At 52.9% G+C, this 20,406-nt stretch carries 18 protein-coding genes and 1 tRNA gene; 8 read left to right on the top strand and 11 right to left on the bottom strand.

All coding sequences use genetic code 11. The features are described 5' to 3' along the window. The first annotated feature begins 119 nt into the window (after nt 1–119). Nucleotides 120–204: transfer RNA gene (locus ACYJL1_RS01995), tRNA-Leu, on the top strand. Between the two features lie 186 nt (nt 205–390). Here ACYJL1_RS01995 and ACYJL1_RS02000 read toward each other — a convergent pair. The 5 genes from ACYJL1_RS02000 to ACYJL1_RS02020 all read right to left on the bottom strand — a co-directional run bounded on the left by ACYJL1_RS02000 (nt 391) and on the right by ACYJL1_RS02020 (nt 6,695). Beyond that, nucleotides 391–2,397: an aldo/keto reductase gene (locus ACYJL1_RS02000; protein WP_460896791.1), complete on the bottom strand. Its 2,007-nt coding sequence runs from the start codon at nt 2,395–2,397 to the stop codon at nt 391–393. A 149-nt stretch (nt 2,398–2,546) separates the two neighbouring features. After that, nucleotides 2,547–3,635 (bottom strand): ABC transporter ATP-binding protein, encoded by a 1,089-nt coding sequence (locus ACYJL1_RS02005; protein ID WP_460896792.1) that lies wholly within the window; start codon nt 3,633–3,635, stop codon nt 2,547–2,549. A 14-nt stretch (nt 3,636–3,649) separates the two neighbouring features. After that, nucleotides 3,650–4,486: a carbohydrate ABC transporter permease gene (locus tag ACYJL1_RS02010; protein WP_460896793.1), complete on the bottom strand. Its 837-nt coding sequence runs from the start codon at nt 4,484–4,486 to the stop codon at nt 3,650–3,652. Further along, nucleotides 4,483–5,343 carry a carbohydrate ABC transporter permease gene (locus ACYJL1_RS02015; RefSeq protein WP_460896794.1) on the bottom strand — a complete coding sequence of 287 codons (861 nt, stop codon included), beginning with the start codon at nt 5,341–5,343 and terminating at the stop codon, nt 4,483–4,485. The genes ACYJL1_RS02010 and ACYJL1_RS02015 overlap by 4 nt, the downstream gene beginning before the upstream one ends. 71 nt (nt 5,344–5,414) lie before the next feature. Next, nucleotides 5,415–6,695, bottom strand: coding sequence for an ABC transporter substrate-binding protein (locus ACYJL1_RS02020; RefSeq protein ID WP_460896795.1), 1,281 nt, complete (start codon nt 6,693–6,695; stop codon nt 5,415–5,417). Nucleotides 6,696–6,782: 87 nt separating this feature from the next. On the opposite strand from ACYJL1_RS02020, the gene ACYJL1_RS02025 reads away from it, so the two are divergent. The 4 genes from ACYJL1_RS02025 (at nt 6,783) to ACYJL1_RS02040 (ending at nt 9,974) form a co-directional block, all read left to right on the top strand. Continuing rightward, the gene (locus ACYJL1_RS02025) at nt 6,783–7,685 is read left to right on the top strand and encodes a helix-turn-helix domain-containing protein (RefSeq protein ID WP_460896796.1); all 903 of its coding nucleotides are present in this window, start codon (nt 6,783–6,785) and stop codon (nt 7,683–7,685) included. A 243-nt stretch (nt 7,686–7,928) separates the two neighbouring features. After that, the gene (locus ACYJL1_RS02030) at nt 7,929–8,543 is read left to right on the top strand and encodes a dihydrofolate reductase family protein (protein ID WP_460896797.1); all 615 of its coding nucleotides are present in this window, start codon (nt 7,929–7,931) and stop codon (nt 8,541–8,543) included. A gap of 266 nt (nt 8,544–8,809) precedes the next feature. Further along, entirely contained in the window at nt 8,810–9,046 is a 237-nt protein-coding gene (locus ACYJL1_RS02035) for a hypothetical protein (protein ID WP_460896798.1), read from the top strand. Nucleotides 9,047–9,359: 313 nt separating this feature from the next. After that, the gene (locus ACYJL1_RS02040; RefSeq protein WP_460896799.1) at nt 9,360–9,974 is read left to right on the top strand and encodes a transglutaminase-like cysteine peptidase; all 615 of its coding nucleotides are present in this window, start codon (nt 9,360–9,362) and stop codon (nt 9,972–9,974) included. Between the two features lie 6 nt (nt 9,975–9,980). On the opposite strand, the gene ACYJL1_RS02045 is transcribed toward ACYJL1_RS02040, so the two are convergent. The 6 genes from ACYJL1_RS02045 to ACYJL1_RS02070 all read right to left on the bottom strand — a co-directional run bounded on the left by ACYJL1_RS02045 (nt 9,981) and on the right by ACYJL1_RS02070 (nt 16,007). Continuing rightward, nucleotides 9,981–10,541: a metallophosphoesterase gene (locus ACYJL1_RS02045; RefSeq protein ID WP_460896800.1), complete on the bottom strand. Its 561-nt coding sequence runs from the start codon at nt 10,539–10,541 to the stop codon at nt 9,981–9,983. Between the two features lie 17 nt (nt 10,542–10,558). Then, complete coding sequence (locus tag ACYJL1_RS02050; protein WP_460896801.1) at nt 10,559–12,091, bottom strand: YifB family Mg chelatase-like AAA ATPase; 1,533 nt, start codon at nt 12,089–12,091, stop codon at nt 10,559–10,561. A 106-nt stretch (nt 12,092–12,197) separates the two neighbouring features. Then, on the bottom strand, nt 12,198–13,139 hold the full coding sequence (gshB, locus tag ACYJL1_RS02055) for a glutathione synthase (RefSeq protein ID WP_460896802.1): 942 nt from the start codon (nt 13,137–13,139) through the stop codon (nt 12,198–12,200). A gap of 88 nt (nt 13,140–13,227) precedes the next feature. Beyond that, complete coding sequence (locus tag ACYJL1_RS02060) at nt 13,228–13,527, bottom strand: septal ring lytic transglycosylase RlpA family protein (protein WP_460897905.1); 300 nt, start codon at nt 13,525–13,527, stop codon at nt 13,228–13,230. Nucleotides 13,528–14,010: 483 nt separating this feature from the next. Continuing rightward, nucleotides 14,011–15,201: a mannonate dehydratase gene (gene uxuA, locus ACYJL1_RS02065; RefSeq protein WP_460896803.1), complete on the bottom strand. Its 1,191-nt coding sequence runs from the start codon at nt 15,199–15,201 to the stop codon at nt 14,011–14,013. A 35-nt stretch (nt 15,202–15,236) separates the two neighbouring features. Continuing rightward, nucleotides 15,237–16,007, bottom strand: a complete 771-nt coding sequence (locus tag ACYJL1_RS02070; RefSeq protein ID WP_460896804.1) for a GntR family transcriptional regulator — start codon at nt 16,005–16,007, stop codon at nt 15,237–15,239. 196 nt (nt 16,008–16,203) lie between these two features. On the opposite strand from ACYJL1_RS02070, the gene uxaC reads away from it, so the two are divergent. The 3 genes from uxaC to ACYJL1_RS02085 all read left to right on the top strand — a co-directional run bounded on the left by uxaC (nt 16,204) and on the right by ACYJL1_RS02085 (nt 20,399). Then, on the top strand, nt 16,204–17,601 hold the full coding sequence (gene uxaC, locus ACYJL1_RS02075; RefSeq protein WP_460896805.1) for a glucuronate isomerase: 1,398 nt from the start codon (nt 16,204–16,206) through the stop codon (nt 17,599–17,601). Nucleotides 17,602–17,622: 21 nt separating this feature from the next. Further along, on the top strand, nt 17,623–19,101 hold the full coding sequence (locus ACYJL1_RS02080) for a mannitol dehydrogenase family protein (RefSeq protein ID WP_460896806.1): 1,479 nt from the start codon (nt 17,623–17,625) through the stop codon (nt 19,099–19,101). Nucleotides 19,102–19,220: 119 nt separating this feature from the next. After that, nucleotides 19,221–20,399 carry an ABC transporter substrate-binding protein gene (locus ACYJL1_RS02085; protein WP_460897906.1) on the top strand — a complete coding sequence of 393 codons (1,179 nt, stop codon included), beginning with the start codon at nt 19,221–19,223 and terminating at the stop codon, nt 20,397–20,399. Nucleotides 20,400–20,406 lie beyond the last annotated feature (7 nt).

The following is a 20,406-nucleotide window of genomic DNA, read 5'->3' on the forward strand; positions in this document are numbered from 1 at the left end:
CTCGGGAATCATGTATTATGTTTCTGCTCTTGTCGTGCATTCAATTTAACAATGAATGCCTGATATTGGCCAATATATGCATTGACAGACTCTTGAGCGCCCCTTAGATGAAACGCGCTGCCCAGATGGCGGAATTGGTAGACGCGCACGGTTCAGGTCCGTGTGCCGCAAGGCGTGGAGGTTCGAGTCCTCTTCTGGGCACCAGTTATTTGTATGCAGGCGTTCTCAAACGTTCGCATATGTCAGCAAAAAGCCCGCACCAGCGGGCTTTTTTGTTGCTTTGCATCTGAAACTGCGCCGAAATTTTTGAAGCATCCGATTGCTTGTATTCATAAGCTGGATCGACCGGAGGACTATCTGCCCATCCAGCCGACTCACTAAGCCAAGCATTTATCCTTCGAGCCATTTAACCTCATCCGGTGTCAATTCTATATTGAGGGCCGACAGGCTGTCTTCCAGTTCACTGAGATTGCGGGGCCCGATCAATGGAATAACGGGAAAGGGTTGCGCGAGCACATAGGCGAGCGCAATGTGGATGGGATTGCGGCCGAGTTTTTTGGCCAGTTCATATGCCCTTTCGCGCCGACCGAAATTCTTGTCCGAATACCACACCCGCACAAGCTCTTCGTCGTCCCGCTTGTCGCGGCCCGCTCGCTCGGTGAAGAAGCCGCGACCCTGACTGGACCAGGCAAAATTGGGGATCTGCGTGGCATCAAGCCACGCTTTCCATTGATGGTCCGATGCTGCCACACAGCCAGCCCAAATCGGTTCCAGCATTTCAGCCAGCGAAAAATTGTTCGACAAGGCCGCTGGCGCGGTCTTGCCGGTCTTTTCGGCATAGGCAATGGCTTCGCTCATTCGTTCGCGAGTCCAATTCGAACCACCAAAGGGACCGCGAATACGTCCTGCCCTTACCTCGGCATCCATCGCGTCGACAAATTCTCCAACCGGAATGTCCGTATTGTCGCGGTGCATGAAATAGACATCCACATGGTCCGTTTTGAGCCGGTCGAGCGAGCGGGATAATTGCTTGCCGATCATGTCCGGATAGCAGAGTGGAGAATGCGCGCCCTTCCCTATCAGAACGATCTCCTGCCTCGGAATGCCGCGGCTGGTGTGCCAGTCGCCGAAAATTTCCTCGGTCTTGCCGTTGGCGTAAATATAAGCCGTATCAAAAAGGTTTCCCCCGGCCGCATAATAGGCATCGAGGGTCAGCGATCCCGCCGCAAAATTCGGGAAGAACTCGAAGCCGAGCGCGACAATGGACAGAGGTTTTTCGAGACCTGCTATTGTCCGTTTCAGTATGATATTGCCGGGCCTGAGCACATCACCTGAAATGGTTTTAGTGCGGGAGGCGGCTTTCTCGACCGTGTATTCGAGACCGATTGCAGCCCGCCACTGATCAAGCACCCGCAAATTGCCGACGGAATCGGCCCATGTCATGCCGGGGGCGGAAAATTCCTGCTGTTGTTCGCGGATGGCTTCGCCCACCGCATCTACTTCGAACGAATAAAGCCAGCGATCCTCTTCTATCTCGATCGTTTCATGCGTCCCGTCGGACTTGAACAATTCCAGCTTGCCAGTGCCGCCATTGTGACCAGACGCATACCAGAAATCCTTGACTTCAATCCTACCCTGCGAACCGATAATGCGAAGCGTATTGTCCTGATTGGCCATGATCGAGCAGGAGACTTCAGCAATCACGCCGTTGGGAAACTTAAGGATGGCGGAGGCCCATTCGTCAACGCCAGTCTCACCAAGATAGCCCGCCCCGGACACGACTTCAGGCTCAAGGAAATCCTTCCCCTCCGCACTTCCTGCAATCAGCCGAGCCATTGAAACCGGATAACCGCCCACATCAAGTATGCCGCCACCAGCGGCCGTGTTGGCGAAAAGACGATGTTCCGGTTGCACACTGCCCATATTGAATCCGAAACTTGACCGTATGATGCGAAGATCCCCAATGACGCCGCTTTTGATAAGTTCGATCAGTCTGCGGGTTTGTGGATGGAAGCGATACATGAACGCTTCGCCCGCAAACCTGCCTGCCTTTCTTGCCTCATGAAAAATGGCTTCTGCCTCGAAGGCGCTCAGGCCTATCGGCTTTTCGACGAGCACATTTTTTCCGGCACGCAATGCCTTGATCGCCCATTCAGCGTGCGCCGTATGAGGCGTTGCAATGTAGATCGCATCGATGTCGGGTTCAGTCAGCAGAGCCTCGTAACCATTGATAATGCGAGCCCCGGGAAAGTGAGCCGCAAGCGATGGATTGTCGGGATTGCGCGAGGCTATGGCGTTGAGTTGGCCAGTGCGGGAATGGGCAATGCCATCAGCAAACGTCCGGGCAATGGTGCCTGGGCCGATAATACCCCAGCGGATCGGTGTTGTATCATTCATGATAGGTCTTCCTTGGGAGTTTGACGGATTTGGTCTTGGGAGTTGGGTGGGAGGAAAAGGCTTTAGATCGCAGTGTCTCGAGGGTTTTAACTTTTTGTTTTCGCATCGGATTATCCCAAAACCGGGATTTCACTTTTTGATACGACCCTCTAGCGAATCCTGTTGCCGGTACTGTCGAACAGGAAAGTACTACTTGTCCTGATGGCAATCGTGAGAGTGTCGCGATTGCTTTCATCGCGGGATTCCTCGCGTTCGATGATGATTTGTTCACCACTACGCACATTGGCGTAGACGTAGCTGGTATTGCCGAGATGTTCGGCGACATCGATCTTGATGGTCAGATCCGCATCGCCTTGCCCCGCTTTGAAAAAATGTTCGGGACGAACGCCAAGCGTTACGTTCTCGCCGATACGGGGTTCGAAACTTTCAACCGGCAGCGTGATCCGTACATTTCCCTGATTTAACAGGGCGACGGTGATCTTTTGGGCCTGCACTTCGACAACCTCTCCGCGCATGAAATTCATTTTGGGTGAGCCAATAAAACCGGCCACAAACTGGTTTGCCGGGTTGTCATAGAGGTCGAGCGGCGCACCTATTTGCTCAATATTGCCACCGCGCAACACGACGATTTTGTCAGCCAAAGTCATCGCTTCGGTTTGATCGTGGGTGACATAGATCATGGTCGCCCCCAGTTCCTTGTGAAGCCTAGAGATCTCCACGCGCATTTGCACCCTTAATTCCGCATCAAGATTGGAGAGAGGCTCGTCGAATAGAAACACTTGCGGTTCACGCACGATGGCCCGGCCAATGGCAACGCGCTGACGCTGACCGCCCGAAAGTTGTCTTGGCCGCCGGTTCAACAACTCCCTGATTTGCAGAATATCGGCAACACGCTGGACCCGGCGCTCGGTATCACTCTTCGGATTTCCCGTCATACGCAGTCCAAAAGCCAAATTCTCTTCCACAGTCATATGCGGGTAGAGCGCATAGGACTGGAATACCATGGCAATGCCACGATCGGCAGGCTCCACGTCATTGACGACTGTACCGCCAATGTGAATTTCTCCGTCCGTTATGGTTTCAAGCCCGGCGATCATGCGCAACAGGGTAGACTTACCGCACCCGGACGGGCCGACGAAAACCACGAACTCGCCATCGGCCACATCAAGGCTGGCATTGCGTATAATTTCATATGTACCAAAACGTTTGACAACATTCTTGAGGGAAAGTTCAGCCATGCGGCGGTCTCCGGTTACTTGATCGCGCCGGCGGCAATGCCGGCGATGAAGTGGCGCTGCAATAAAATGAAGATGACGAGGATAGGCACGGTAAGCAGGACCGCACCCGCCATGATGCCTCCCCAAGAAACCTTGGTAAGGCCGATCAGCGTTCCAAGCGCCACCGGCGCCGTCATCATGTCCGGCCTCGAATTGATCAAAAGCGGCCAGAGATAATTGTTCCATGACGCAAGGAAAAGAATGATCGCAAGGGCCGCCATCGTCGGCCGTGCCAGGGGCAATGCGATACGCAGGAAAATCTGCCATTCCTTGACGCCTTCAACGCGGGCAGCGTCGAATAATTCTGCGGGCATCATCGAAAAGGATTGCCGCATGAAAAGAACGCCAAGCGAGTTGAACAGGGGTGGCACGATGAGCGCGGCCCATGTGTTCGCCATTTTGAATTCGCGCGCCACCATTATGAATTGCGGGATGATCACGACAAAATAAGGCAATGTGATCGTGCCCAGAATGATGGCGATCACGATTGACTTTCCCAGAAAGTGATATCGGGCAAGCGCCCACCCGGCCATGGACGTCAGCAGAACTGACAGGAGCGTATAAACCAGAGCAACGCCGATAGAGATGCCTAACGCTCGGACGAAATTCGTGTCCGCCTGTAGATTGGCCACATTTTCCAAAAAATGCGTTGAAGGCAAAAACTCGATGCTGGGGCTGAAAATGCCATGATCAGGCATCGTCGCGAAGACAAGCATCATCCATAGCGGAAACAACCAGATAATGGCCAATGGGATAAGCAATGCATGCAGCGAAAGGACGCGGATGAGGGTGGATCTGGATTGTGATCTCATTTCGGTTCGCGTCCCAGCCAGAGGTTCAAAAGGGAGATCAGGATCGCCAGCGCTGCCATCGTATAGGCAATGGCCGAAGCGTAGCCGAAGTTCAGCGAAGCGAAGCCTTGCCGGTAAAGGAACAGGCCAAGCGTCTCGGTGCCGCCGCCGGGCCCCCCTCTATTGGTGATCAGAAACGGCTCGGTAAAGAGCTGCATGGAACCGATGATCGACAGAACCACACAAAACAAAATCACGGGTTTTAGCAGGGGCAGGGTGACATAAATGAACTGCCTGAGCTTGCTTACCCGATCAAGCGTTGCTGCCTCGTAGACATCTTCGGGAATTGATTGAAGCCCGGATAAAATGATAATGGCGTTGTATCCCGCCCAACGCCAGGTCACGGCAATAATCAGCAAGGCCATGGCGAAGGGAGTTTCGGCAAACCATGATATGGCGGGGATACCGACCTTGTTCAGCAGCTTGTTGATGATGCCGAAGTCAAGGTTGAACATGAGCCGGAACACAGCTGCATAGGCAACCTCCCCCACGACCACTGGCGCAAAGAAGGCAAAGCGAAAAAGACCCCTGGCTTTCAGGAGAGGTGAATTGAGAAGAACGGCTATGATCGTGGCGAGCGTGATCATCACCGGCACCTGAATAACGAGGATGATCATCGTGTTCTTCAGCGCGTTATAAAAGGCCGGATCGGCGAACAGCCGTCCCCAGTTCATGCCGGGATTGAAGACCCAGGGATTGATGCGCGTGTTGTGAAATGACATCCAGAATGAACTGATGATAGGCCATATCCAGAAAACGGCGAAGATCAACAGGTAGGGCGCCAGGAACCCATAGGCGGCGCGGTTTCGCAACTGCATCGTTTCTCCTCCTTGACGTGTAAAGCAAGCCGACAAGCGGAAAGGCTTGTCGCCTGCCCGGCCTATGAGGATTATTCTGCGATCGGAAGGCCTGTCGCCGATGCAATCTGATTTGCCGCATCGTCCAGCGCCGTCTTTGCGTCTGGATACCCGCCCTCAAAATATTTGGTTTGAGTTGCCTTATATATACTGTCGGCGTCCCCCTGGAATGCCGTGCCACGACTGGGCACAATTTTGGGGAGTGTGGCCAGAATCTCAGACCAGATTGCCTGCCCGCCCCAATAGGGTTGGGGTTCCGATATGAAAGGATCATCCGCTGCATTTAGCAGTGACGGCACCAGACCGTAGCCCTTGAGCATGGCTATCTGCCCCTCATTGGTCCCAAGCGCATAGTTCAGATAGGCCCATGCGGCCTCCTTGTTCTCCGAAGCACTGCTGATGGCGAGCGCCGACCCGCCCAAATTTGCAGCATGCGGGCCATCAGCCGTCAGGCTGGGCATGGGATAGACGCCCCATTTGCCTTCCAGCTTAGGAGAATTGGACCGAATGGAGCCTTCGTACCAGCCGCCGTAGAGCTGGCTTGCGACCGTTCCTGCCGTGCTGGATTGAACTTTTTCATTCCAATTGCCAGCAGTCAGCGTACCGGCACTCTTCATCTCTTTCAGCTTTTCCAGCGCCGCCACACATGCCGGTTGATTGATCGTAATCGACTGGCCGTCGGTAGAAAAATACCCGCAGCTCTGCTCGTTGGAGAGCATTCGGAACCATTCACTGTCGCCGTTGAAATCGGCCTGTGCCATAGCAACGCCAGGATTTGCTGCGGCCACTTTCTTGCCCGCAGCAATAAAATCATCCCAGCTCTTGATTGACGTCGGGTCAACACCGGCTTTTTCATAAAAGTCCCGGCGATAAAAAACGGCTACCGGCCCCGAATCCCAGGGCATGGCATAGGCGACATCGCCGATTTCCAGTTCAGTCCGTTTGAATTCCGGGAATTTTGCCTGAATCTCGGCTGTATAACCAAGATCCTTGAGATTGCTGAAGCAATCGGGAAAGCGATTCCAGATTATTTCAGCTTCAAAATTTTCAATTTGCACTATATCCGGAAGCCCCGCACCACCCGCAGCACATGCAGCCAGCGTCTTGTCGAAGACCTGATCGTTTCCAAGATCCTGCACATCAACTTTTATGTCAGGGAATTTCTCGTTGAAATCCTTGAGGATCAGCTTCAGCGATGAAGCCGCCACATTCCATGCCCAAACCGATATATTACCCGATTGCGCCAATGCTGGCGCGGTGCTGAAGCCAAGTATCGTGACAATTGCCGTCACGCCAAAAGATTTGAAGCGCATTGAAATTCCTCCCCTTTTCAATTGCTCGCTCTTTGCAAACGTGACTACACTAGCGGCAAGGGAGCGCCTGTCTCCCAAAAAAGACATATGAACTGGGCGGAAAGTAAGATGGGGGAAAAGCCGGTTTATCATCCAGGTGCAAGCAGCGTCGAGGGAATGCCAACTTCGTTGCAGATGTTTTACAACCACCCTGCAATTATGACTATGCCGCATTGGCATGCACAGGTGGAAGTCAACTACATTGTTAGCGGCACAGTTCACTACCGAATGAATGATCATTCGATTCGTCTCAATGCTGGCGATATGTGCCTGTTCTGGGGCGGACAACCCCATCAAATGGATGATTCATCCGACGATGCGATCTATGCCGGTGCACATCTGCCGCTTGTGCATTTTTTTCGAATGCACTTGCCCGAAGCAGTGCCGGGCCAATTGATGCAGGGGCGAACATTGGTAACCTCCGTAACTGACACGGCCGACAAAGAGAACTTTGCGCGATGGTTTCAATATGCACGCTCCGGCAATCGGTCCAAGGAAGAGCATGCGGTCAGCGAGTTACTGCTTCGGATTGAGCGGATTTGCTTTGAACCCTATCGAATGGTCCCCGAACAGCCGTATGAAACGGCCGAGACTTCATCCAGCCAGCAATCGGCCCGTGCGGTGAGCCGCATGTGCGATTTCATAGCCGCCAACTTCCTGGAGGATATTGACTCCGTTGACATCGCTGTCTCGGTGAATCTGCATCCGAAATATGCAATGAGCGTTTTCAAGAAATCGACAGGCATGACGCTGAACAATTATGTCACTCTGTTGCGGCTTTCCTATGCACAGGCAATGCTGCTCAGACAAGAAGCCAACGTGTTACAGGTGGCCATGGAGAGCGGCTTCGGCTCATTGAGTGCATTCAACAAATCATTCCGCAATATTGCCGGCATGTCTCCGTCAGACTTCCGCCGCGACTTGAAGGGCCGAACACAGCTCCAGTTATGACTGCGCTCTTGACGTTCTGATCATCGCAAAACTGGTGATCCTTACGAAGCTGTAGCTGTGGATGTGGATGTGGATGTGGATGAGATGTCTCGTAGAATGAGTCTGCTCCGCCCAGCCCTCATCCTTGCATCGGACTGGCAGGAGGATTGTCCAAATCAATTTTTAGAAAAATCCAAAGCCATGTCGGGAGAAGCAAGGTTTGTTCGTCCTCGTTGCATAACAATTAAAGCAAGGAGCATCGAAATGAGAAAGATCATCGCAACAGCATTCCTATCACTTGACGGCATCATGCAGGCACCGGGCGGCCCAGAGGAGGATATGGATGGCGGCTTCAAATATGGCGGCTGGACATTTCATTACTGGGACGAAATCATGGGCAAGGTCATGGACAAAGCCATGCATACGCCTTTCGATCTGCTTCTCGGTCGCAAGACTTATGATATATTTGCCGCGCACTGGCCGCGCGTCAAAAAAGGCGATCTTATTGGCGATAAATTCAACGCAGCAACGAAATATGTTGCGACTTCCTCGCCGGATACGCTCAATTGGGAGAACACAGTTGCGCTCGATGACGATGTAGCCGATGCGGTTCGTAAGCTCGGCCAATCCGACGGCCCGGATTTGCTCATCCAAGGCAGCAGCCAACTCGTACATACACTGCTGGCTCATAATCTCATTGACGAGCTTAATCTGTGGGTTTTCCCGCTTTTGCTCGGCAAAGGAAAAGCCTTCTTCAATGCCGACGCGAAGCCCGGTGCACTGACTCTGGCTAGCTCGAAGGCTTCCACTACGGGCGTGGTCATCAACACCTACCATAGGGCTGGCGAGGTCAAAACCGGTTCCTTCGCGCTGGAATAGTCAGTTCGCGGCATCAAAGGAACGCTTTGGCCTCGAAGGCCTTGATCACCGTGGTCGTCATATTGAAGTTAGCGTTGATCGTCGTACGGGAGACGTCCTTTCCGTTAATTGATAGGGCTTCGGCTATAATATTCGGAACAGGCAAAGGGTGCTGCACGCATCCTTTGTCTGAAAGCCGATGCCAGCGGGATCTTCGTTTAAACTTTGATGGCTCGTAAGCTAGAGCAAGTTTTGTTTATATAGAGTCATTCTGCCGGAGGGAATTCGTGGACAAGATCAAGGGATTTAGCGAGGGCGATGTTTATCCATCGGACGAGACTGAAGCCCGATGGAATTGGCCAGAATTCACCCGGCCCTTCGGGTTTCCGGCTGACGGCCAACCACTTTGTCAGGCAGCTTCGTCCGATGGAACCACATCGGCCTCGCTACCTTCCGCGTGGACTGTCTCGTCATCCGAGAAACAGAATTGGCTCTATATAAACAAAATTTGCTCTAATCCATAAGATGTAGGCATGGGAAACCAAGAGCTGATCGGTTTGCATCATTCCGCGCTTAGGGGAAGCTCAAAAAACTCATTTTATATCAATTGCTTAAAGATCAAGGCACCGACCACTTCGGCATTGTCAACATACTTTCCTTTGATAGGTCAGGCCTACAAATCCCGGAAATGGCATCATTCCTATTGCGGTAGTGCGAAAGTTCAAATTTTAACCATATATTAACAATGGCGGGATCGTGGCGCCATTGTGATTGACTCATGGTCCACTCCGACATTAACGTTTTGTTAACGACCAGTCGTCGGGTTTGGAGCAAAGAATGTTCGCAGCACTCAAAAACATGAAATCCCTGGGCCTTGCCCTTGCGTTTTTCGCTGCTGCATTTTCTACAAATCCAGCATCCGCCGCTGAGCCTTTCATGCTGACAGGCGGAATGACATCACAACCAATCGGTCACTATGAGTTCTGCAAAAGGCTTCCTGCAGAATGCTCCATAAAGAGCCGAAACGTGATGCCGGAAACGATGAATCATGATTTCTGGCAGCTCATTGTCAGCGTCAACAGCAATGACAACCAGAAAATCAAACCGCTGACCGACATGGAAATCTATGGCGTTGAAGAATTTTGGGCCTATCCGGATGCGGTCGGCGATTGCGAGGACTATGTTCTTTTGAAGCGTCGTGACCTGATGGAAGCGGGCATTTCACCTGCCAACCTCTTGATAACTGTTGTTCGCAAGCCCGATGGCGAAGGCCATGCCGTTTTGACTGTGCGTACTAATCAAGGCGACTTTATCCTCGACAACCTTGTCGACGGTGTGAAGAACTGGTCGGAAACCGACTACACCTACCTGAAACGCCAAGCCTCCAATAATACTGGCCGTTGGGTCAGCATCGAAGCACCAAGCAACATTCTGGTCGGTTCGGTTCAGTAAGAGCGTTTAGCCAAAAATGTCGGCATTACATTCAACCTGATGCCAATGCTGGTTTACGGGTAAATCCTTGGCACGCTGCTTGATCATACCAATATTGACCGGCATGAAATTCCAAACATCGACACCAACATTGATACTGTTACGTGAGCCCTGCCAGTGCTGGTGGACATGCCCGAACAGCTGAAGTGCGCCGCGTCGCGCGTGGTTCCAGGTAATCATCGGATAGTGACACAAGGTTAGGCTCTGCTCGCCATCCTTGAGCTCAATCAATTCGGAAACGGATGCCCAGCCGAGTGTTTTCACCTGTCTGTTGTCATGATTGCCGGCGATAAGATGCTTCTTGCCCGGGACTCGTTCAAACAGCAATTTCAAGTAGCCTTCCTTATCCTTCTGCCGACCATGGCTGAAATCTCCAATGATCCAGAATTCATCATCTGGCATTACCCATTGCGCATAATTGGCCAATATTGCCGCATCCATTTCGCTGGTGGAGCGAAAAGGCCGCTGGCAAAATCGAAGAATGTTTTCATGACCGAAATGGGGATCAGCGGTATACCAATTTGCCATCAATAACTCCTATGCCTTCATGACGCGCTGTTCACCGTTTCGGCGCGCATCCTGTATGAAATAGCCTCGGCAAGATGGATGCGGCCGACTGTTTCTCGCCCTTCCAGATCAGCCAGAGTCCGCGCCACCTTCAGAACCCTGTGATAGGCTCTTGCTGAAAACTTCATCTGCTCGCTGGCTTGGTGAAGCAGCGCGACGCCTTCTTTGTCGGGTTGAGCAATTTGCTCGATCATGGAAACCGAGCATTGCGCATTGGTCGTCGTTCCCGAGACCCCGAACTGCTCGAAACGCAGCTTTTGTATGGTTCGTGCCCGCGCTACACGTTGCGCCACCACTGCGCTGCTCTCAGAGGCTGAGGGCTTGATAAGATCAGCAGCACTTACCGGGGGAACATCAATCCTTATATCAATCCGGTCCAGTAGTGGGCCTGAAATCCGAGCCTGGTAATCCTCCCGGCATCTCGGGCCTCTTGCGCAACGGTGTCCGGGCTCGTTGGCCATGCCGCATTTGCACGGATTCATGGCTGCAACGAGCTGGATTTGCGCCGGATAGGATATGCGATGATTGGCCCGCGCAATCATGCATTCGCCAGTCTCCAAGGGTTGCCGCAATGAGTCCAGCACTTGCGGGGTGAACTCAGGAAACTCGTCGAGAAATAACACGCCGCGATGCGCGAGCGATACTTCTCCAGGCCTTGCCCGTATCCCTCCACCAACCATCGCCGCCATGGATGCAGAATGATGCGGTGCCCTGAAGGGGCGTCTATCGGTCAGCTTGCCGCCCATCAACTCGCCTGCGATGGAAGCGATCATTGACACATCCAGCAGTTCACGCGGCAATAAGGGCGGAAGGATTGAGGGAAGCCGTTGCGCCAACATGGATTTCCCCGACCCTGGAGGTCCCGACATGAGTATATTGTGCCCACCGGCAGCAGCGACCTCCAAAGCACGCCGGGCGCTTTCCTGCCCCCTTATTTCGGCCAGATCAGGGAGACCTGTTGCATTGGCCTGCATCGCGGGCTCGGGACGGGATAAAACCTGCGTGCCGCGAAAGTGATTAGCCAAGGCAATCAGGCTGCGCGGTGCCAATATATCGATCTCCGAACCAGCCCATGCCGCCTCTGGACCACAAGGGGCCGGACATATGAGACCCTTATCCTGCCGGTTTGCTGCGATGGCAGCGGGTAGGACGCCTGCGACATGCGTTATTGTGCCATCAAGTGAAAGCTCGCCGAGCACGACATAGGATTGCAGCGCATCGGCCGGAATGGCTCCAAGGCCCGCCATAAGCCCTACCGCAATTGGCAGGTCGTAATGACTGCCTTCTTTGGGCAGATCTGCCGGAGCAAGGTTTATCGTGACTTTCTTTACGGGCATCGAAAGCCCGGATGCATGCAAAGCCGCCTGTACGCGCTCGCGGCTTTCGGCAACTGCCTTGTCCGGGAGGCCAACAATATGCATGCCCATTTTGCCGGGGGCGATCATCACCTGCACGTCGACGGGTTGGGCCTCAATCCCCTGAAAGGCGACCGTACGAACACGGGTAACCATGCAATGTTCCTTGAAAATATCGTAATCCAAAATGAAAAAGTGCTAATGTTTTTACATCAGCACGTTTCATCCCGGATGACAAGAACATTGAGTGAACAGGCGAGTTTTATCGCCGCTTGGCTTCGACTGCATCCCAGAACAGGGCTGCAATATCGGCACCGCCGAACTTTTTGACTTCCCTTATACCCGTGGGAGAAGTGACGTTGATCTCAGTCATGTAGTCGCCAATGACATCGATCCCAACGAGAATGAAACCTCGTTCCCGTAATGAAGGGCCGATGCGGGCGCAAATCTCACGTTCACGATCTGTCAGATCCGTCTTTTCGGCGCGACCGCCAACATGCATGTTGGAGCGTGCATCGGTTTCAGAAGGAACGCGATTGATAGCTCCGACGGGCTCACCATCGATCAGGATAATGCGCTTGTCGCCGGCACGGACATCCTTGAGGTAGCGCTGGGCGATAAAAGGTTCGCGGAACATCTGGCCGAACATTTCCAACAGCGACGTCAGATTGCGGTCACCATCAGCAAGGTGAAATACGCCCGCGCCACCATTGCCATAAAGTGGCTTGAGAATGATGTCGCCAAACTCTCTACGGAACGCGATGATTTCCTGCGGGTCTTTGGTGATAAGTGTTTCCGGCATAAGATCGGGAAACTCGGTAACGAATATTTTTTCCGGGCTGTTTCGCACCCAGGCAGGATCGTTGACGACAAGTGTCTTCGGATGAATGCGCTCTAGCATATGGGTCGTTGTAATGTAGTTCATGTCGAAGGGCGGATCTTGCCGCAACAACACAACATCCATCTCCGACAGATCGCGGGATATCTGTTCGCCAAGGGTAAAATGATCGCCCTCGACATCGCGGACACTCAGTTCTTCGAGTCGTGCTGAAACAACACCATCGCGCATGCTCAGTCGGTCAGGCGTATAGTGATAAAGGCTGTGACCGCGGTTTTGCGCTTCAAGACAAAGTGCAAAGGACGTATCACCCGCAATGCGGATAGAATTGATATGGTCCATCTGGACCGCGACTTTCAGTGCCATGGAACGCCCTCGATTATAACGCGAATGTTCACATGGCGATGTCACGTTCAACGATCAAGGTCAATGCCGAGATTGTTGCTGCTATTCTTCAGAGGCGAGCCATGCAGATTTTCGTGTGACCTGCACTGACAAAGCCCAAACGATTTGCAGCAGCCTTTGAAAGGTCGATCACGCGGCCTTTAATGAATGGGCCACGATCATTAATACGAACCACGATGGATTTGCCGTTGCGCTGGTTGGTTACTTTTACCTTGGAGCCGAAAGGCAGGGTGCGATGAGCGGCGGTGAGAGCGGCGGGGTTCATGCGTTCGCCAGAGGCGGTTTTGGAATGGAGCGCATACCAGGAAGCGCCACCGCATGCAGCATTTGCGGAAGCCGCACCAAACATCAAAAGAACAATGGAGGTGACGAGTACCGTACGGATACTTGCAAAAGAGATCATAAATAAAGTCGCACTTTAAACGGCCCACGGCAGAAACGCCTGATGAAGAAACACGCATTGGAATGATCTGGGGCAAGTAGATCGCGGCGCGGATGAATTTCCCCTTCTATTTTGCAGAAATGTGGCGACGGGGTGTCTCGATTTAAAAGAATATTTGAGTCTAACAGGACAGAAAGGCCAAGTTACTAAAAAAACTTGTCTTATTGTGATTCAAAACGTGATCAAGGTTGCTTGACAATCGTTAAGATATGCCTCCACACTTTCTGAACTATGGCAACAATGTGGTGAATTGTGATCGAGTTCTTAAATGTATTATCAATCATCGGTTGCAAGAGTCCCAAAAGGATTAAGAGCGGTTAAATCTTTCGACGTAGAAAACCCCGGCTCGAGACGAACCGGGGTTACCGAAAGTTCAAAAAGCGATCGGAGTTAAGCGAGTGCGCTTGGGTCGAGAGCGTAAATAATACCACGCAGCTCAGCCAGGCCTCGTAAACGGCCGATGGCCGGATAGCCGGGGGTGACCTCTTTATTTAGATCGTCAAGCATGCGGTGGCCATGGTCAGAGCGGAAAATGATACTGTCCGATTTGGCACGCTTGCTATCTTCGGCAAGCAACTCGCGCAAAACCGCGACCATATCGACGTCGCCTTCCAGATGGGCAGCTTCGTGGAAACTGCGCCCGTCTCCCTCGCGCGTTGTTGCCCGTAAATGGGAGAAGTGGATGCGCGAGGCAAAGCGCCGGGCAATCTTTGGCAGATCATTGTCGGCGCGCACGCCGAGGCTCCCTGTACAAAAACACATGCCATTTGCAGCAGAAGGAACGGCATCAAACAAGGCTGCATAATCCGCTTCCGTCGAAGCAATACGCGGCAAGCCAAACAACGAGCGGGGCGGATCATCCGGATGCAAGGTGAGCTTCACGCCGAGATCGTCGGCAACAGGTGTAACCGCTTCAAGAAACTCGATCAGATGCTTGCGCAAACGCGGAGCATCAATGCCGGAATAGGCCTCAAGCTTGTCGCGGAACGCTGGAATGGTAAGCGGCTCCGTGGTCGAACCTGGAAGTGCGCTCGCAATATTACGAGTCAGATCAGAAATCTCCTGCGCGCCCATAGCTTCGTAAAGATCGCTGGCAATTTCACGATCTGCAGCAGAATAGTCATTCTCGGCACCATTGCGCTGGAGAATATGCAGATCAAAGACCGCAAAGCTGTTGTGATCGAAGCGCATGGCCGTCGAACCTGTTGGCGTCACGTAATCAAGGTCTGTACGGCACCAATCCACGACTGGCATGAAATTGTAGCAAATGACTTTGATGTCATTGGCGCTGAGCGCCTCCATGCTGGCGATCCACGCGGCAATCTCATGCTTTGCTGCCCCGCCAAGGCGCTTTACAGCATCAGGAATTGGAATGCTTTCCACGACAGACCAGGTGAGCGGCGTTCGGTCCGATGGCGTCGATTCAATCAATGATTTGCGGGCATGAACCTGATCTGTTGTCCAAGCCTCGCCGATAGGCACCTCATGCAGGGCTGATACGATATCGGTCGCCCCTGCCTGACGCACATTATCCAGCGAGACCCCGGCCTTGGGTCCAAACCATCTCCATGCCTGACGCATTATTCCTCCGTCAAATTTCCTATTTCAGCCGCGGATCAGACAAATGATCCCGGGTGGCTTTTTCTCAATGTTTCAATATCGGGAATGACGGCATTCAAATGCTGCTTCATTGCCGCACAAGCGGCGGGAACGTCATGACTTTCAATCGCGTCGCGAATAATCTTGTGTTCGGAAAGAACATGGTTCATCCGGCCCAGACCCGGTAGCGTCATACGCCGCGCCCGATCAATCTGGACTTTAACGGGTTTCAGATAATGCCAGATACCGGGATGCCCGGATATTCCTGCAATGGCCTCGTGAAAGGCTTCATCAGCTTCGTGGAATGCGCTCATATTCTGCCGGTCTGCAAAGAAATGCTGGCGGGCGAGAATCTCATCCAGCCATTCAACGTCCTTGGCTGTGGCCATGGCCGCAGCGCGTTCAACCGTAGCGCCTTCAAGCGCCTGCCGGATGATGACTGCTTGCGGGATCAAGGCCACAGGAATGCGAGCAACGAAAGTTCCCGATTGCGGAAACACATCGACAAGTCCGTCTTCGACGAGACGGATCAATGCTTCGCGGACAGGTGTGCGGCTCACGCCGAAACGCTCCGTCAACACCTTCTCATTAAGTGCCGTGCCCGGCGTCATTTCCATAGCTACGATCGCTGCGTGAAGTTCGCGGTATATAGCCATTGCAGTCGTCATGCGTCCTGCAGGAGCGCCCCGCGAACTGGATCGCGCACCTTCAGCGGTGCGATCAGGCTTGGATTCTGCAGCTGGCGATGCATGTTCCGCAGCCTTCCCCCCGAAATTATCTGCTGTCATTTCAGCACTCCATTTCCATCTGTCCCCGACAATCAGTCTCATTGAATGATGGAATTCCACAAAAATTCATAGTCCAATGGCATTGTTATCCGGCGATATAACGCAATCACGCGCTGTTGACATACTAATATATTATTATTTACTCTTCGCCAAGATCATCGTTCACCCCAATTGAGCGACGGCGAGGAACACTTCCATGGCACTTCACCCCGACAGACTATTCCCCATCGAATCTGATGCGCGTGCGATTGCACGACGCTTGTTTGATGCCGTGGAGCAGCTGCCAATCATATCGCCGCATGGTCATACGGACCCGTCATGGTATGCCAAGGATGAGGCTTTCCCAGATCCGGCCAGTCTCTTCGTGAAGCCTGATCATTATATTTTCCGCATGCTTTACTCGCAAGGTATCAAGCTGGAGGACCTTGGCGTGCCGAGGCATGATGGCGGGCCGGTCGAAACCGACGGACGCAAAATATGGCGTTTGTTTGCCAAGCATTTCTATCTGTTTCGAGGTACGCCATCGCGACTCTGGTTCGAGCATGCACTCGAAACCGTATTCGGCATTGAGGAGCGCCTTACGGAAAAAAATGCAGACAGGCTTTATGACAAAATTGCCGATCGACTGGCTGATCCCTCCATGCGCCCGCGCGCCCTTTACAAGCAGTTCGGCATTGAAGCCATTTCCACGACAGATGCCGCTACAGACGAGCTGGTTGCACATGATGCGATACTGGCGTCCGGTTGGGATGGCCGCGTGGTGCCAGCCTATCGCCCTGACGCCGTGATCGACGCATCACGCCTGGATTTCCGAAGCAATGTCGAAGGCTTTACTGCGCTCGCTGGGACGAAGCTTGATTATCAAGGTTACCTTGAAGCGCATCGCATTAGGCGAGCTTACTTCAAGAAGCGCGGTGCAACGTCGACAGATCACGGTCATCCGAATGCGCGTACAGCCAATCTTTCGACGTCTGAAGCTTCCGCATTGTTCGAGCGCGTACTGAAAGGTGCGTCATCGGCGGATGCCGATCTTTTCCGAGCCCAAATGCTGACCGAAATGGCGCGCATGAGCACTGAAGACGGGCTTGTGATGCAGATTCATCCTGGCTCATATCGAAACCACAACGCTGCGGTGTTCGAGCGTTTTGGTATGGACAAGGGCGCTGATATTCCCCGAGCGACCGGCTATGTGGAGGAATTGAAGCCGTTACTGAATGCATTCGGCAATGACACCCGCCTGGCACTCATTCTGTTTACGCTGGATGAGACAAGTTACAGCCGTGAACTTGCACCTTTGGCGGGCCATTATCCTGCCCTTCGGCTCGGACCCGCATGGTGGTTTCATGACAGTCCTGAAGGGATGCGCAGGTTTCGTGAACTGACGACGGAAACTGCTGGTTTTTACAATACTGTTGGCTTCAACGATGATACGCGAGCCTATCTTTCCATCCCGGCACGTCACGATATGGCGCGGCGCGTTGATTGCGCATTTCTCGCGCGGCTAGTTGCCGATCATCGATTGGATGAAGATGAGGCGCATGAAATAGCCCATGACCTGGCCTACCGCCTGGCAAAGCAAGCCTACAAGCTTTGAATTGAAAGAAACTGCAAAAAAATGACCGAACCAGCACACCTTTCCAACAATACACTTTCAGACTTGTCAAAGGATGTTGCACGCCCCGGATATGATCGAAGCCAGACAAAAATTGGCATAGTTCATCTTGGCATTGGCGCGTTTCATCGTGCGCATCAGGCCGTTTATACGGATAGCGTACTGGCAAGCGGTGATGATAGCTGGGGTATTCTCGGCGTGTCTTTGCGCAGTGGTGATACGCGTGATGCTTTAGCGCCGCAGGACGGGCTTTATACCGTGGCAACACGCAGCGGAGATGGTGACAGCTTCCGCGTGATCGGAAGCATCAAGGATTTGATAGTCGCACCTGAAAATCCCAGCGCCGTCCTCGACGCAATGATTGCTGCGACAGTCCGGATTGTCTCGCTCACCGTGACTGAAAAAGGTTACTGCTATTCGCCGGCTTCCGCGGCACTCGATGAAACTCATCCGGACATTGTTCACGATCTTGCCAACCCGGCTGCGCCGAAATCAGCGATCGGTTTCATCGTTGAAGCCATCTCCCGTCGTCGCGCCAATGGGACGGAACCTTTTACGCTTCTATCTTGTGATAATCTTCCCGCTAATGGCGAAACGCTGCGACGTGTCGTGACGCGGTTTGCCGAACTTCGGGATTCTGACCTTGCAAACTACATAAGCGAGAATGTGGCTTTCCCATCGACAATGGTTGATCGCATTGTTCCAGCTACCACAGAAGCTGACCGGGCACTGACTGTGCAAGCGACGGGCCTTATTGATGCGTGGCCGATCATGACTGAACCCTTCACGCAATGGGTTATCGAGGATCATTTCCCGGCGGGCCGGCCAGCTTGGGAAAAGTTTGGCGTTACCTTTGTCAAAAATGTGGATGCTTTTGAACTGATGAAGCTTCGGCTCCTGAATGGCAGCCATTCAACGCTCGCATACCTTGGCTATCTGGCAGGCCGTGAAACTGTCTCAGACGTCATGAAGGCTCCGGGATTCAGCGAGCTTGTCGAAGCCATGATGGATGAGGAAATCTCCCCTACGCTTCCACCGCTGCCGGGTTTCGATCTGGCGGCCTACAAAGTGCAACTGCGTGAGCGTTTTCGCAATCCTGCTCTCAGGCATCGCACATGGCAGATTGCGATGGACGGCTCGCAGAAGCTCCCTCAACGTCTTTTGAATACCATTCGCAAGTGTATCGAGACCGGCTTGCCGTTTGATCGTCTTGCTCTCGGCGTTGCTGCGTGGATGCGATACGTCACTGGCATGGACGAAAAGGGCAATGAAATTGACGTTCGTGATCCGCTTGCGACCGAACTCAAGAAGCGCGCAGCGAACAAGAACAATGCTGATGAACTGCTGAGTTCGCTTATGGGGATGGAGCAGATATTCGGCAGGGATCTCCCGCAAAATAGAACATTTGTGAAAACGGTAAAGGTCCAGCTTGGAAAGCTGATGCAACAGGGCGCGGCTGAAACGGTTACTCAAATAGACTAAGACGAAAAAGCCTTGCTATCTCGATCTGATAGATTAATATATTAGACGGTATCAGCCAGAAGGGAAGCTGGCTTTGTCCGAAAAGAGGGCGACGGGAATCAAAAAGGGAGGAAATCATGATCCGCATTACACGCAGGCAAGCCATTGCCGGAATGGCGGCGGTTGCTACTTTGCCGGCAACACGTCTTTTTGCTCAATCCAAATTGGCTTTGCCAAGTTCACCCATCACATTGAACATTGCGGACGTAGCGGGCAATCTCGCACTAACGCAAACGGCCATCGAAAACTACGCCAAGGCAAAACCGGAACTGGTCTCCAGGATCACTTTCACAAAAGCGCCAGCTCCAGAACTTCCGGGGAAAATCAAGGCGCAGCAGGCTGCCAACAGGCTTGATATCGATCTTGTTTTGACCGGTACAGACGCCCTTTCGGCGGGCCTTGATCAGGATTTATGGGTCAAGCTTTTACCGGATCATTCAGCTTCTTTGCCTGATCTGGCAGCGATCTATCTCGAACCCGCCCACCGTATGCTTGCCTTGGGCAAAGACCACGGCGTTATTGTAACCTATTATCCCTCTGGACCGCTCCTCGAATACATGCCGGAACGCGTGAAGAAAGTTCCGACGACAGCCGAGGAACTGCTGGACTGGGCAAAGGAAAATCCGAACAAGTTCATCTATGCCCGCCCTGCAAATTCCGGCCCCGGCCGCACATTCTTGATGGGTCTGCCCTACCTGCTTGGCGACACCGATCCACGTGATCCGGTCAATGGCTGGGACAAGACATGGGCCTATCTTAAGGAGTTGAACAAATACGTTGAATACTACCCAACCGGCACGGGCGCCTTGATGAAGGAACTGGGTGAAGGGACGCGTGATATGACCGTTTCCACCACTGGCTGGGATATTAACCCACGTGTTCTGGGCGTTGTCCCGAAGGAAGCCGCTGTTGCACCGTTGAAGGGTTTCCATTGGGTCGCTGATGCGCATTACATGTGCGTGCCAAAAGGTATTGCCGATGAGAAGCTTGCTGTTCTGCTTGATCTGATGAGCTTCCTGCTTACACCAGAGCAACAGGCATTCACCTATGATCAAGGTTATTTCTATCCGGGTCCTGCGGTGAAGGATGTCCCAATCACCATGGCGCCTCAGGAAAGCCAGGACGCCATTGCTGAGTTCGGACGTCCAGAATATGCTGACTGGATCGCCAATAACCCGGTTGAAATCCCGCTCGAACCATCATCGATGGTCGTGGCCTTCCGCCGCTGGGACGAAGAAGTCGCAGCCAAAAAGTCCTGATCCTTAT

It is taken from the genome of Phyllobacterium sp. K27 (assembly GCF_054796155.1).

Coding starts and splice junctions, on each gene's coding strand:
- ACYJL1_RS02015 (WP_460896794.1), bottom strand. CDS start 5,343: ATGCAGTTGCGAAACCGCGCCGCCTATGGGTTCCTGGCGCCCTACCTG.
- ACYJL1_RS02005 (WP_460896792.1), bottom strand. CDS start 3,635: ATGGCTGAACTTTCCCTCAAGAATGTTGTCAAACGTTTTGGTACATAT.
- ACYJL1_RS02040 (WP_460896799.1), top strand. CDS start 9,360: ATGTTCGCAGCACTCAAAAACATGAAATCCCTGGGCCTTGCCCTTGCG.
- ACYJL1_RS02000 (WP_460896791.1), bottom strand. CDS start 2,397: ATGAATGATACAACACCGATCCGCTGGGGTATTATCGGCCCAGGCACC.
- ACYJL1_RS02025 (WP_460896796.1), top strand. CDS start 6,783: ATGAACTGGGCGGAAAGTAAGATGGGGGAAAAGCCGGTTTATCATCCA.
- ACYJL1_RS02050 (WP_460896801.1), bottom strand. CDS start 12,091: ATGGTTACCCGTGTTCGTACGGTCGCCTTTCAGGGGATTGAGGCCCAA.
- ACYJL1_RS02020 (WP_460896795.1), bottom strand. CDS start 6,695: ATGCGCTTCAAATCTTTTGGCGTGACGGCAATTGTCACGATACTTGGC.
- ACYJL1_RS02070 (WP_460896804.1), bottom strand. CDS start 16,007: ATGACAGCAGATAATTTCGGGGGGAAGGCTGCGGAACATGCATCGCCA.
- uxuA (WP_460896803.1), bottom strand. CDS start 15,201: ATGCGTCAGGCATGGAGATGGTTTGGACCCAAGGCCGGGGTCTCGCTG.
- ACYJL1_RS02080 (WP_460896806.1), top strand. CDS start 17,623: ATGACCGAACCAGCACACCTTTCCAACAATACACTTTCAGACTTGTCA.
- ACYJL1_RS02030 (WP_460896797.1), top strand. CDS start 7,929: ATGAGAAAGATCATCGCAACAGCATTCCTATCACTTGACGGCATCATG.
- gshB (WP_460896802.1), bottom strand. CDS start 13,139: ATGGCACTGAAAGTCGCGGTCCAGATGGACCATATCAATTCTATCCGC.
- uxaC (WP_460896805.1), top strand. CDS start 16,204: ATGGCACTTCACCCCGACAGACTATTCCCCATCGAATCTGATGCGCGT.
- ACYJL1_RS02010 (WP_460896793.1), bottom strand. CDS start 4,486: ATGAGATCACAATCCAGATCCACCCTCATCCGCGTCCTTTCGCTGCAT.
- ACYJL1_RS02045 (WP_460896800.1), bottom strand. CDS start 10,541: ATGGCAAATTGGTATACCGCTGATCCCCATTTCGGTCATGAAAACATT.
- ACYJL1_RS02060 (WP_460897905.1), bottom strand. CDS start 13,527: ATGTTTGGTGCGGCTTCCGCAAATGCTGCATGCGGTGGCGCTTCCTGG.